At 39.6% G+C, this 14,216-nt stretch carries 11 protein-coding genes; 4 read left to right on the top strand and 7 right to left on the bottom strand.

From position 1 onward, the window contains the following. Positions 1-282 precede the first annotated feature (282 nt). Positions 283-2,421: an ATP-dependent Clp protease ATP-binding subunit gene (locus tag BK575_RS05315; protein WP_078409231.1), complete on the top strand. Its 2,139-nt coding sequence runs from the start codon at positions 283-285 to the stop codon at positions 2,419-2,421. 620 nt (positions 2,422-3,041) lie between these two features. Here the strand turns inward: BK575_RS05315 and BK575_RS28330 are convergent. Beyond that, the gene (locus BK575_RS28330; protein WP_169907556.1) at positions 3,042-3,212 is read right to left on the bottom strand and encodes a hypothetical protein; all 171 of its coding nucleotides are present in this window, start codon (positions 3,210-3,212) and stop codon (positions 3,042-3,044) included. Between the two features lie 279 nt (positions 3,213-3,491). Here BK575_RS28330 and BK575_RS05305 point away from each other — a divergent pair, with 279 nt between their 5' ends. Both BK575_RS05305 and BK575_RS28325 read left to right on the top strand, forming a co-directional pair. Continuing rightward, on the top strand, positions 3,492-4,760 hold the full coding sequence (locus tag BK575_RS05305) for an ATP-binding protein (RefSeq protein ID WP_078409230.1): 1,269 nt from the start codon (positions 3,492-3,494) through the stop codon (positions 4,758-4,760). 310 nt (positions 4,761-5,070) lie between these two features. Next, the gene (locus BK575_RS28325) at positions 5,071-5,217 is read left to right on the top strand and encodes a hypothetical protein (RefSeq protein WP_169907555.1); all 147 of its coding nucleotides are present in this window, start codon (positions 5,071-5,073) and stop codon (positions 5,215-5,217) included. A 104-nt stretch (positions 5,218-5,321) separates the two neighbouring features. Here BK575_RS28325 and BK575_RS05300 read toward each other — a convergent pair whose 3' ends face one another. The 6 genes from BK575_RS05300 to BK575_RS05275 all read right to left on the bottom strand — a co-directional run bounded on the left by BK575_RS05300 (position 5,322) and on the right by BK575_RS05275 (position 12,103). Next, entirely contained in the window at positions 5,322-5,864 is a 543-nt protein-coding gene (locus tag BK575_RS05300) for a helix-turn-helix domain-containing protein (protein WP_169907553.1), read from the bottom strand. A gap of 83 nt (positions 5,865-5,947) precedes the next feature. Further along, complete coding sequence (locus BK575_RS05295; protein ID WP_078409228.1) at positions 5,948-7,927, bottom strand: TRAP transporter permease; 1,980 nt, start codon at positions 7,925-7,927, stop codon at positions 5,948-5,950. Next, on the bottom strand, positions 7,914-8,423 hold the full coding sequence (locus BK575_RS05290; RefSeq protein ID WP_078409227.1) for a DUF1850 domain-containing protein: 510 nt from the start codon (positions 8,421-8,423) through the stop codon (positions 7,914-7,916). Before BK575_RS05290 ends, BK575_RS05295 begins: the two co-directional genes overlap by 14 nt. An 89-nt stretch (positions 8,424-8,512) precedes the next feature. Then, the gene (locus tag BK575_RS05285; RefSeq protein ID WP_078409226.1) at positions 8,513-9,460 is read right to left on the bottom strand and encodes a TAXI family TRAP transporter solute-binding subunit; all 948 of its coding nucleotides are present in this window, start codon (positions 9,458-9,460) and stop codon (positions 8,513-8,515) included. A 376-nt stretch (positions 9,461-9,836) separates the two neighbouring features. Continuing rightward, positions 9,837-11,546 carry a M3 family oligoendopeptidase gene (locus BK575_RS05280; RefSeq protein ID WP_078409225.1) on the bottom strand — a complete coding sequence of 570 codons (1,710 nt, stop codon included), beginning with the start codon at positions 11,544-11,546 and terminating at the stop codon, positions 9,837-9,839. Positions 11,547-11,638: 92 nt separating this feature from the next. Next, positions 11,639-12,103, bottom strand: a complete 465-nt coding sequence (locus BK575_RS05275) for a MarR family winged helix-turn-helix transcriptional regulator (RefSeq protein ID WP_328589482.1) — start codon at positions 12,101-12,103, stop codon at positions 11,639-11,641. Positions 12,104-12,684: 581 nt separating this feature from the next. On the opposite strand from BK575_RS05275, the gene BK575_RS05270 reads away from it, so the two are divergent. Then, positions 12,685-14,196, top strand: a complete 1,512-nt coding sequence (locus BK575_RS05270) for an ATP-binding protein (protein ID WP_078409224.1) — start codon at positions 12,685-12,687, stop codon at positions 14,194-14,196. Positions 14,197-14,216 lie beyond the last annotated feature (20 nt).

Genomic DNA, 14,216 nt, shown 5'->3' with positions numbered 1-14,216 from the left:
TTACGCGTAATTTCAGGGAAATCACTGAATGTTTAGAAATCTTTTATATAATTAAATCATTTTGTTTAAGCTATAACTTTACTATGTTAAAAAACTAACTTCGACGATTACAAAGCACTAATAAACTATTCCGTTTGATACAACATGATTTCCATAAATTTCTTATGCGAAAAACTTGAAAGTCAAAAAAGGTCAAAGTATAATGACCTCATAAAGGTCAAATAAAGTCAAAGTCAAAAGCAACATACATGCGAATTAAATATTTTAAGGAGGTTATGAGCAATGATTTGTCAAAACTGTCAACATCGACAAGCAACTGTTCACTTCACTCTTCAATTCAATAACGATAAACAACAATATTATTTATGCCCTACATGCTACCAAACATTAAAAGCTGAAAATAAAATTCCGTCTGGATTGGGAGAGGGCTTTATGAATATGTCATTTGATGATTTATTCAAACAATTGGCCGGCCAACAGATGGCAGCGCCGCATCAAGGGGCACAAGCCGCTCAACTAAAGCCAGATGGTAGCGGCCGCGGTGGTTTTTTAGATCAATTTGGACGCAATTTAACAAACGCAGCCAAAGCCGGGTTAATTGACCCTGTCATTGGCCGAGACGAAGAGGTAGAACGCGTCATCGAGATTTTAAATCGCCGCAATAAAAACAACCCTGTATTGATCGGTGAACCCGGTGTTGGTAAAACGGCCATTGTAGAAGGATTAGCATTAAAAATCATAGAAGGTAATGTCCCTTCTAAGCTTTTAAATAAAGAAGTGTATTTATTAGATGTCGCTTCATTAGTATCCAATACCGGTATTCGCGGTCAATTCGAGGAGCGTATGCAGCAGCTAATCGCTGAATTGCAAAAACGGAAAAACGTCATCTTGTTTATTGATGAAATTCACTTACTGGTCGGAGCTGGTGCTGCAGAAGGCTCAATGGATGCAGGCAACATTTTAAAACCGGCGTTAGCGCGCGGTGAACTTCAATTAGTCGGTGCTACAACATTAAAAGAATACCGTGCCATTGAAAAAGATGCTGCTTTGGAGCGCCGCTTCCAGCCAGTAATGGTGCATGAGCCGACAGTAGAGCAGGCAATTGACATTTTAAAAGGCATTCAACGCAAATATGAAGACTATCATGCCGTACGTTATACAGAAGAAGCCATAAAAGCATGTGTCACATTGTCACACCGCTACATTCAAGATCGCTTCTTACCTGATAAAGCCATCGATTTATTAGATGAAGCCGGTTCAAAAATGAACTTACAAGCTGGTGTATCGAACATCGGCGAAATTGAAGAACGCTTAAAAGAAATTGCAATTGAAAAGGAAAAAGCACTGAAGGCAGAAAACTATGAAACAGCTGCCAAACTGCGCGATGAAGAGGCTTCATTAGAAAAACGCCTTGAAAACAAAGACGAGAAAAAGGCTGTAGTAGATGTCCACAACATCGAAGCTATTATTGAGAAGAAAACAGGTATTCCTGTTGGTAAACTTCAAGCAAATGAAACGACCAAAATGAAAAACTTGGCTGAAAACCTAGTAAATAAAGTGATAGCTCAAGGTGAAGCTGTTGAAAAAGTAGCCAAAGCCATTCGTCGTTCTCGTGCCGGTTTAAAAGCGAAACACCGTCCGATTGGTTCATTCCTGTTTGTCGGACCAACAGGTGTCGGCAAGACAGAATTAACGAAAACATTGGCTGAAGAATTGTTCGGTTCGAAAGATGCGATGATTCGTCTTGATATGAGTGAATACATGGAGAAACATTCCGTTTCAAAATTAATTGGTTCTCCTCCTGGTTATGTCGGTCATGACGAAGCAGGACAATTAACAGAAAAAGTACGCCGTAATCCGTACTCCATCATTCTGTTAGACGAGATCGAAAAAGCGCATCCGGACGTACAGCACATGTTCTTGCAAATTTTAGAGGACGGCCGCTTAACAGACAGCCAGGGCCGCACAGTAAGCTTTAAAGATACGGTTATTATTATGACAAGTAACGCAGGTGTCGGTGCGAAGAAAATTACGGTTGGTTTCGAAAAAGCAAATGATGCGGTAAAACAAACATCTGTGCTTGATTCACTCTCTTCCTACTTCAAGCCGGAATTCCTGAACCGCTTTGATGCGATTATCGAATTCAATCACCTGGAGAAAGACAATCTTGTAAAAATTGTGGACTTAATGCTAAAAGATTTGCAAGAAACATTAACTGAGCAAAACATTATAATGACTGTTTCAGATGAAGCGAAAGAAAAGTTAGCCGAACTCGGCTACCATCCGGCATTCGGTGCCCGTCCGCTTCGCCGTGTAATCCAAGAACAGCTTGAAGACCGCATTACTGATTTGATTTTAGATCAAGGCGACATAAAAGAAGTAGCAGTAGACGTTGAAAACAATGAAATTGTTGTACGCTAACCAAGAAAAGCGGAGGCGACTGTTCAGCTCGTGAAGGAAATAGAGATTGATTCAGAAGGCGCTTTTTGCCTTATGAAAGCAATCATCTTTTCCACAACGAGCTAGGAGCCGCAACTAGGCAATAAAGAAAGGTTCCATCAATTCTAAATAGACCATAAAAATGACTTTTTACTGAAAGGACCCGTCCCTAAATCCTTGATTTTACTGGATTTCCATGACGGGTCCTTTTCAGGAGAAGGACTCAAAAAGTATGCTTTTGTATATCTTGCAAGTCATCCTCTTTCTCATATAATCCATCAGATATTGGACTAAAATCTCGTCCCTTACAAGCCATGCGGAATAATTTCTTTTCAAAGAGCAGCCTGGCGCCTTCGTATGGCCTCCTCCATATTGGCCCGCAACTTGAGACACATCCACATGGTCATGGATGGTCCGGAGCCCCATCCGAATCATTATGAGATAACAGTCGATCCATATTCTTCACCTCTGAACATAGTATGGTTTTAAGAGGCAAAAAATATTGAAAAAAGGCTGACCAGTAAGCATAAAAACATGCTCACCGATCAGCCTCTTCATTTATAAGTTATCCTTATGCAAATCTTAGGAGTAGATAATAATGCTTACTGCTCTGTTGATTCTTCAGCTTCTTCAGGTGTTTCCTCGGTTGTTTCTTCTTGCTGTTCTTCCATATCTGTTTCTTCTTGTTGCTCTGCATCTTGTCCGCAAGCTGTAAGTAAGAAGATGGCAAGCAAAGAACCGAATAATTTGAGCATTAAACTTTTATTCATCATCTGTTCTCCTCTCGATTCATTCCATATATTTAGCCGTTTAACATTCATATACGGCTCTGATTTGATTATATGAGATGTCTATCATTAAAAGGGGCTTTTTACCATTTTATAACATAACCTTTACACTAGCTTCATGTTTTAACATTTCCTATATATTTCCTGATTTCTATTCTCATACAAGACTGTTATAGTATACGACAGTTCTCGACAACTTTAGAAAAATAGTTTATAAATAAGGAAGATACTAATTAATGCTGGAAATAGAGGAAATGATTTCTAATGTCTAAAGTGCAATTGATTGATAAAAGAAATAAATTATTATTAAATTTACTGACCTGTTTTTATTTGGTTGATGCTGCTATTTACATGTGGGAAGACGGAGACATGACTATGTTTTGGCCTCCTGTAGGATTATTTATCTTACTATTTTTATATATTTTTCTATATAGAATAAAAGTTCTGCCCCACGCTACCATGTTCATCTATATCTTATTTTATTATGCATATATGGCTTATTTACTTACTTATTACCCATATTTAGTCAACTATTTCTTTCTTATTTTCGGAATCATCTTCTGTGCCATTTATCATAACTATATATCCATCATCTTTTCCGGTTGTCTGTGCATTCTTCTTCTTACCTATTTTTATGTCACCAATTCCACGCAAATTTTTTCGGAGATTGTGGAAACGGATTTTGTTTATTTTATCTTGTTTGCTGTTTTATGTATGTTTTTTCTTCTCTTTTATGCTAAGTTTGCAAATGAGCTCTGGGAAACTGCCTATGAAAATGAAAAAAAAGCAAAAGAAAAATTGCGTTTCACACAAGAAGAAAAGAAAGCGCTGGATCAATCACTACGTAATGCAGATAAGCTCACATTAGCCGGTGAGATGGCAGCGAGCATCGCCCATGAAATTCGTAATCCTCTCGCTTCCATCAGAGGTTTTGTTCAGCTCATCCACGAAGATAATCCCAAATATGAAACTTATACATCTATCATGTTATCTGAATTAGAGAGAGTCAATGATGTGATCGGAGAATTTTTAGTGCTCGCCAAGCCTCAAACCAGCAAAATGTCCAGCTCTTCCATCACTGCTATTTTAAATGATGTCTTAACCTTATTTAAAACAGAGTTTCGCTTACATAATATTCATTTAACGGTGGAGTCATTAGAAGATGATGTTAAGCTCCTGTGTGACAGCAATCAATTAAAGCAAGTGTTCATTAATCTTATTAAAAATTCCATTGAATCCATGCCAAATGGCGGAGATCTCTTTCTTTCGACCGTCTTGGATAATCAGCAGTGCTATGTACATATCACCTTAAAAGACACTGGCATTGGAATCCCCGAGCACTTGTTATCTATGATTCATAAACCGTTTTTCACCACAAAAGAGCAAGGTACAGGCCTTGGTCTAATGGTAACAAATAAAATTATTGAACAGCACGAAGGAAAAATAAACATTTCCAGCGGATCTAACCAAGGAACAACTGTTATAATCTCTCTTCCATTACTTACAGATAAAGCGCTCTCTGCTTCTATATAATCGTTTGAGTACGCTGCCGCCAAGAGTACTCAAACGATGCTTTCTTTCAATTAAGTAAGCTCTGTTAAAGAACCATGTTGTTTTCCACTATTTTTGACTCATTCGTAAGAAATGGCCATTTCTTACGAATGAGTCGAAAATTAACACCAGACTTTAACATAGCCTTTAATTAAGTTAATCAGACTTTAGAAGGAATTTTTTTCATGCAAAATCTGTACCTCTTCTTCCCTCTCTCCTCTCATGAATAAGAAATATTTCCCAATTATACTTAACTTACAGAATAAAAACGTTGATGGGAGTGTGAACAGAGATGTTCATGAATGATTATGAGGCAAATATGATTTATAAACTGGAATACAGAACATGGAAGGAAAACAAATACGAAGGAATACACGAAAATCAAAAACGCAACGCTATCCATTTAGGTCAGCTGCTCGTTTACATGTTGAGAGGATAATTAATCAAAAGCTTGAATCTAGACGATCACAGTTCATATTCACTGATAGAACACTACCCTTTATAAACCTGCTTAAATACAAAAGAGTGAAGCGAGCTTCTTTATTAATCTTCTCGCTTCACTTCGCTTGTTAAAATAGACGTAAACGTCCGGGCATGGCGCTCTTTCGAAGGGACATTTGGAAGGGCCTCCATGATGATCTTTCCCATCTTTTGCACAAACTCCATGAATTCCTCATCTGATAAAAAAAGCGTGACTTGGCGATATCCTGCCCCGTCTTTTTCAAAATCAAAACCTTCTTGACTTACATACCTTTCGAAATCACCCATTACAGCAGCCATAAAGCGCAAAAAATAATACATATGCTGCTCTTTTGTCATATTTCGCAACTCTTCCGGTGTAATTTGTTCCTTATTTTCTGCCAATGCATATGTTTTTTCTACCGTTCCCCGAATAGGAGTTTGATTGACAACGATGATAAACCCTGCATCAGCCAGCTTTTTTATGTGACGATACAACGAAGCTTGTGGAACATCCGGCATCGCTTCACTCATTTGTTGGGCAGTCAGCCTTCCTTTACCTAACAATATTTGGATAATCCGAATCCGGACTGGATGCAATATCAAATCAGCCCTTGAATCCTTCAATTGAAAAACCTCCATCCATAATATTTATAATTAAAAGCCTATCTTCTGTAAAAGATAGGCTTTTAAGAATGCCCTTTGAAACTTTAAGCTTCAAGAGGTTTTCCTTGATTATCATTATTATTTCCTTTATAGAAAATTTGAGCTGCCAATAATAAACCGAACAATACGATGCCGGCCACATCTGTAAATCCTTCAGGGATAATGAGCATGAGTCCTGCAACGATAGCCAGCATACGCTCGATCCAGTGAAGTTTACGGAACCAAAATCCTACCATAGCTGCACCAATGGAAAGCATTCCCGTCACAGAAGTGACAACAACCCACAGCGTTCCGAACACTGTTGTGTCAATCATAAGGAGCTGCGGAGACAGAATGAATACATATGGAATAATAAAGGCTGCAATAGCGAGCTTGGCAGATTGAACCCCTGTTTTAATCGGTTCTCCTCCAGATACGCCTGATGCCGCAAAAGCTGCCAGTGCTACTGGAGGTGTGATATCTGCAATGATACCGAAGTAAAATACAAATAAATGAGCCGCTAAATCCGGTACACCCAATAAAATGAGAGCTGGTGCCGCAATGGTGGATGTAATAACATAGTTGGCCGTTGTCGGTGAACCCATTCCTAAAATTAACGCTGCAATCATCGTAAATACAGCTGTCAAAAGAATCGAGTTGCCTGCAAGTCCCACTAATCCGTTGGCCAATTTTAGCCCCAGACCCGTTTTCGTTACCACTCCGACAATAATCCCGGCTGCCGCTGTTGCCGCTGCTACACCAAGAGCTGTACGCGCTCCATCCACAAGCGCATCAAAAAAGTCACGAACACCAATTCTTGTCTCTTTGCTAAATGAACTGGCAATAATCGTTATGACTACGGCAATTAAAGCTGAACGCGTCACACTCATACCAGACATTAACAAGCCGATAATCGCTAAAATCGGAACAAGCAAGTAAATTTTCTTTAAAACTTCTTCCTTTTTCGGAATTTCTTCATCCGGTAATCCAGTTAAACCGATACGCTTTGCTTCAAAGTGCGTCATAATCCAAATTCCCGTGAAGTATAACAACGCTGGAATTGCTGCTGCTTTTGCAATATCCCAATACGTGATTCCATTCCCAATAAACTCTACCATTAAGAAGGCCGCCGCACCCATGATTGGAGGCATTAACTGACCGCCCGTCGATGCTGCCGCTTCAACCGCTCCGGCAAATTCCTTGCGATAGCCCAGCTTCTTCATCATTGGAATCGTAAATGAGCCCGATGTTACAACGTTCGCCACAGAGCTTCCTGAAATGGTTCCTTGAAGTGCACTGGAGAAGATTGCTACTTTTGCCGGACCGCCAATGCGACGTCCAGCAATAAAGCACGCTAAATCATTAAAATACTGACCCACACCTGTTTTTACAAGAAACGCACCAAATAAGAGGAACAAGAAAATGAAGGTAGAGGACACGCCTAATGGTGTACCTAAAATTCCTTCCGTTGTAAAAAACATCGTTTGCACAAGGCGTTCCAATGTTAGGCCTCGATGTGCCAGAAAGCCCGGCATGTAAGGGCCGAATAAACCGTATAATAAGAAAACAATTGCAATAATCGTAATTGGAAGGCCAACCACGCGCCTAGTCGCTTCTAACACAAGAACAATGGCCAGCAATCCTACCACAAAATCCAGAGTAGTGACTTGACCAACACGATTCACTAAGTCATTAATCATCAGCGGCCAATAAGAGCCGACTACCATACCGCCTAAAGCTAAAACGGCATCATACCAAGCTATTTGTAATTTTCCTTTTAATTCCTTTTTCTTTGAAACCGGAAACAGCAAGAAAATTAGCGCAAGAGCAAATCCTAAATGGATCGAACGCTGAATTTGCGCTGTATACACCCCGAAAATGGCTGTATATAATTGAAACAACGAGAAAGCGAGCAGACCTCCATAAGCAATCCAGGCAAGGACACCAGTAAATTTCCTTGTATTTGCCTCCGGATCATACTTTTCTAAAATTTCTTGTTGCTGCTGTTCAGAAAGGGTTTCATAGTTTACCTTATCTTTGCTCAAGTATGTTCACTCCTTCCAACATTTCCCATAAGTTGATTAAACGATAATCTATGCGAATCCATGTTCCTTCTTTTACAAAACTAGAAAGCGGAATCTGATGCTTTCTATATATAAGAGTATGATTGGCTACTACTTGTCCGATCCGCAAATCGACATGATTGAAGACACGATTCATATTCGTGATCATATATCGCCCGTCTTTCTCGACAAATGTTTCATTTCCCTGGGCGTCTGAAGGCATCCCGATTGCAAAATCTTCATACTCCAGCTGCTGTTGAACAATTTGTCCATCCTCATTAAGTTTATACGTCTCAATTACATCTGACAGATGAATAGAATGCGTATACTTTACAGCAAACGTCATCTCTTCTCCTATTTCCATATACCCGAGCACTTTTCCCGTATTTTCATATTCGAAAACGAGTACTCTCTGAATAGGAACAAACACAGCGCCTATCATGACGGATAAAAGAGCAATCCATATTTTTTTCATCATATTCCTCTACTTCCCATATCATGCCCAAACGATGACAAACCCCTTCATAAAAGAAGGGGTGTCATTGTTTCTGACTGAAACCGGAAAGATTATTTTAATACGCCTTGCTCTTTAAAGTACTTTTCAGCACCTGGATGGAATGGAATACCCGCACCTTCCACCGCATTTTCAGCCTTAATCAATTTACCTTTAGCATGAGTAATTTTATCTGTGTTTTCAAAAATTGATTTCGTAATATTATAGACAAGTTCTTCATCCAATTCGTCTGTTACGGCAAGCATCGCTTGAACAGCTACTGTTTTCACTTCTGCAGGCAGCTTGTATGTGCCGGCTGGAACAGTATCTTGAACGTAATAAGGATATTTTTCAATCAATGCTTGGATTTTATCGTCGGCGACTGGAACGATGTTTACTTCTTGTGTAGCCGATAACCCTTCAACAGCTCCTGTTGGCGCACCTGCTGTAATAAACGCCGCATCAATGCTTCCGTCTTGGATCCCTTCTGTTGACTCATCAAAAGAAAGGTTGCGCACTTCAACATCTTTCATTGTCATGCCATGAACTTCTAAAATTTGCTCGGCATTTGCTGCAGTACCGCTCCCAGGAGCTCCGATAGATACCGTTTTGCCTTTTAAATCTTCAACCTTTTGAATGCCTGTTCCTTTTAATGTCACGATTTGAATCGTTTCCGGATAAAGCGTACCGATTGCTTTAATATTTGTAATCGGTTTGCCGTCAAACATTAGTTTTCCTTCAGTCGCATAACTCGCAATATCTGTTTGTGTAAACGCGATATCCGCATCGCCGGCACTCAATGTTTGCATATTTTCCGCTGATGCCCCGGACGCTTGTGCTGTTGCCTCAGCATCAGTATTTTCTGAAATAATATTTGCCATGGATCCACCAAGTGGATAGTATGTACCGCCTGTACCTCCTGTTACAATGCTAAGCTGTTGCTTGGCACCGCCGCAGGCAGCTAATACCATCATGACACTCAGCATTAAAACAAAAGAAACAATAAACTTTTTGTTCTTCATGTTTTTTCCCCCTTCTAAATAGTATATTTTTGTTTTTGGACTTTCTGGTATTAAAGGAGAATATTACCAAAAAGTTGTTATACAATAACAATAAAATTCTATTATTGTTACATAACTATTGTCAACTGTTTTGAGGAATTTTTTTCTCCTGTGTGTCATATTTTCTTACATCATTTAACGAGATAATGATTGCAAATCCTTTGATTTCCATGGGTTTTCAGACTATTTTTTCCTTTAAGATTTTTTTCTATTATTTTAAAATTTTCTATATCTATACTCATCTTTTATATTCTGTACAAGAGCGTTTTATTTTACGAAGGAAACTTACATCCGCGGGAATCTTCTTCCCCTCTCACGGATGGTTAGCTACTTATTACTACCCGCTAATACGAGATAAATGTCGATCATCTATTCCATTTAAGTACGATTCGATCTCACCTATTACCGACTGGACACACCCCTGTTCAAATGGAGAAATGAGGCCTGCGTCTTTTACAAGTTGGGTAAAAGGCTTGGTTCCGCCTTGTCGGCAAAGATAGAGATAATCGCTCCAAGCTGCCTCGTGATTTTCCCGATTGCGCTTCCAAAACTGAAAAGCGCACATTTGAGCTAATGTATAATCAATATAATAAAATGGATCTGTAAAAATATGAATTTGACGATGCCAAAATCCGCCGTTTTCTAAATAATCAATCCCATCATAGTCTTTATAAGGCATATATTTTTGTTCAATCTGGCGCCACATTTCTTTTCTCTCTTGCGGCGAGGCCTGCGGATGCTCATAAACAAAATGTTGAAATTCATCCACACAAACCCCATATGGTAAAAATACAACGGCATCACTTAAATGGCTGAATTTATATTTTTCGGCATCCTCTTTAAAAAAACGCTCCATCCATGGCCATGTAAAAAACTCCATGCTCATTGAATGAATTTCTGCCGCTTCATAAGTCGGCCATACATATTCGGGAACGTCTACATGACGGCTCGAATAAACTTGAAAAGCGTGGCCTGCTTCATGTGTAAGTACATCAATATCCCCAGATGTCCCATTGAAATTTGAAAAGATAAAAGGTGATTCGTAATTTTCGATATATGTACAATATCCTCCGCTGGCCTTTCCTTTTTTGGCTGTCAAATCCATCAATTCTTTTTCAAACATATAGTGGAAAAACTCTTTTGTTTCTGGTGACAGTTCTTCATACATCTGCTTTCCATTTTCAATAATCCAATTCGCATCTCCTTTTGGTACGGCATTGCCGCTTTCAAACATGAACCCGTCATCGTAATGCTTAAGCTGGTCCACTCCAATTCTTTGTCGTTGACGTTCTTTTAATTGAACGACAAGAGGAACGATATGCTCATGGATTTGCGCCCGGTACATCTTGACCATTTCAGCATTATAATCCGTACGTGCCAGGCGTGCATAACCCAATTCCACAAAATTGTTGAATCCAAGCTTTTTCGCTATAGCCGTGCGAACTTTCACCAGCTTATCAAAAATGTCATCAAATCGATTTTCATGTTCCTTAAAAAAGCGGATTCTCGCTTCTGCTGCACGTTTTCGCATATCGCGGTCCCTCGACTCCAAAAAAGGGCCCAGCTGCGCTAACGTGCGCTCTTCCCCCTCAAACGAAATTTTGGCCGAAGCGACCAGCTTGGTATACTCAGATCCCAATTTATTTTCATGTTGCAAATCTTTCACAATCTCAGATGAAAACGTTTTTAATTCCATTTCTGCCAATGCAAAAAGGTGGGCTCCCCACTTTTGTTCAAGCTCTGTGCGAAAAGGGGACTTAATGAGTACTTCATAGTAGCGGCTAACAAAACTTTGCACATGAGGTTCTGCTTCATCCATGAAATCTTGCTCTCGTTGATAAAACTCATCATCCGTATCTACCGTGTGACGAATATGGCATATGTTATACATTGTATCGAATTCAGCCCGTATATCATTTATCGTCCGAATTGCTTCATGCTGTCCTTCTGCATTCGCAGCTTGTTGAAATTGCTGGATGGCATCCTGGATCTGCTGTTCCATCAGACCAAGGTCAGGGCGCTCATATTTATAGTCTTGAAATTTCATTACTTTCCCTCTTTCTTATTTATATTTGCCTTACTATATGACTTAAAGCTTTGAAAATGAACTCCTAAAATAAAAGAGCCCAATGGGCTCTTTTATTCGGAAGGGACGTATTGGTCTGCATAATGACCGAGTTTTTTTAATAACTCAATCAATCCGGCTTTTTCATCATTCGTTAGGACAGACATTAATTCATGGATGCGCTGCTCATGACTTGGAAACATGCTCTCAATCATGTCTTTTCCTTTTTGCGTAATTTCTGCATATGTCACACGGCGATCATTTGGACATGCAACACGCATCAAAAATTCTTTTTTCTCCAGCTTGTCGATGACATACGTAATGCTTCCGCTTGCAAGCAGAATTTTGCCGCCGATTTGCTGCAGCGGCTGTCTGCCTTTATGATACAGCAGCTCAAGTACCGCAAATTCAGTTGGATTCAAGTCGTGTTGCTGAATAAATTTATGAACGTGATCATTGATAGAGCGATGAGCTCTTGATAACACAATAAATAACTTTAATGATTGATCTAATTCTTCTCTAGTCATTTGTTCACTCATTATCTTTTCCTCATCCTTTAAAGAAAACTTGGCCAATGTAGAGTCTTTTAGGGAGAACCCCTTTTTTCTAAAATACTCTGTCATCCCCATTTGAAGAAAGCGAGAAAAAAGCCTTTGATTAGGCCCAAAACCATGTATCTCGACTTCAAGATAATAGTACTAAAAACGCTTTTATTTGTCAAACCCTGGGTGCAAAGAAAAGCGGAACGAGCCCAGTTACAGCTAAGAACGGTCACGTCCTGTGACCAACGCTGTAATCCCCGCCATCCATGGCTCTCCTCCATAGGGCATTAGAGTTCCTGACAAAGAAGCGCTTTTTGCTTCTGTAGGAAGGAATCAAATGACCGTAGGAGCTGGCTCGTGCAGCTGGACAACAAAAAAAGCGAAGGCGACTTGATTAAAGAAGGCCGACTAAGATCGCCACGTCCTGTTGCAACGTCTTCATTTGCACATCTGTGTGCCTCAAACGAACCGAACAAACTCCTACCTCCTTGTACGTTCATGTTTGAATTATGCCGATTTTGTTATAATAAAAAGAAGCTTTTCTAAGGACCCATTTTATAAGGAGATTTACTTTATCGATGATGCACTCTTTTGCTTCTCAATCAAAAATGAAAACGATACAGCTCTATCTATTGATCGTTCTCCTTCCCTCGGTTATCATAAGCGGTATATGGACTCAATTTCGGATACATCAGCTCGAGGCAGAACGAATGGCGGATGCACAGCAACTGGCCAGTTTTCATAAAAATTATTTGGACCGTTTTATCGGAGAAACCGTAACAAGCATTGAAACCATTGCTCTTACGTCTAATCCTAAAAAAGAATCCCATCAATATATCGAATCCATTTTGGCTAAAGCCCATCATAACGACTTACGCCTATCCGGCTTATATTTTTGTGATATTAAAGGAAACATGCTGTTCGGTTCCCATCCCTTGCAAAAACAGGTAAATGTGTATGATCGCGATTTTTTCCAAAGCGTTTTAGAGACAAAGCTAACAACTATATCCAATGCATATTATGGGCGGCTCACAGGCCGCTATATCGTCACAATTGCCACTCCTGTCTTAGACTCGAATAATCATATTCAAGCGATTCTGCTTGCTGTTCTGCGCCTGAACTATTTGGCAAGCGTTATGACAGAACTTACTCCTGAAACTGATATTCAAGTATTTGACCGAAACAGAGTGAACATTTTGGAGTTTGGCAAGACCGTGCATGTACCTGCTGTACGCAAAGCCGAAACTTATTTAGATCGGATTCCATGGTCAGTTGCCGTGGCTGCCCAACCCATTTCTACTTTAACTATCGCCACAATTCTTATCATTTCTTTAATTTCTTCGAGTATCACAACCAGCATTCTATTTTTAGTGCTAAAGATTTGGCTATTAAAACGGCAATCATTAAAGGAACGCATACAAACGGAAGCACAAAAGATTGAACTTGTGGGAACATTAGCAGCCAGTACTGCCCATGAGATAAGAAATCCGCTTACAGGAATTAAAGGACTTATTACGCTTCTGAGCGAAAAACACCAGGACGAAGAAGATCAATATTATTTCTCGGTCATCCAAACCGAAATCAATCGCATCAATCAAATCGTAAGCGAGTTTCTCGTTCTCGGAAAACCTACAGCTGAGCATCGCCAAAATCACAACATCAGCGAAATCATTAAAGAACTTCAGCCTATTATCGAGTCAGAATCCCATTTGCATAATGTCGAATTCATCGTCTCTCTTCCTCTAAAGCCGCTTCTTATCCACTGTACAAAGGATCAAGTGAAGCAAGTATTGTTGAACTTAACAAAAAACGCTCTTGATTCTATGCCAAGAGGAGGGAACCTCACGCTTTCGGTTATCGCCCAAAATAATGAATGTATCATTAAAGTAAAAGATACGGGAGAAGGGATTCCAAAAGAACGACTGCATAAAATCTTCCATCCTTTTTATACATCAAAAGACACCGGCACCGGCCTCGGCCTCGTCGTGTGCAAACGAATCATTGAAATGTACGATGGTACCATCTCTATCGATAGCATCGTCAAAAAAGGAACAGAAGTTACTATTCACTTACCGCTTATACATAAATAATATGAGGTGAGTAAAAAGCA

Origin of the sequence: Priestia abyssalis, from assembly GCF_002019595.1 — a bacterium.
Classification (GTDB): Bacteria; Bacillota; Bacilli; order Bacillales; family Bacillaceae_H; genus Bacillus_BA; species Bacillus_BA abyssalis.
This window is presented reverse-complemented; position numbering and strand designations above follow the sequence as displayed.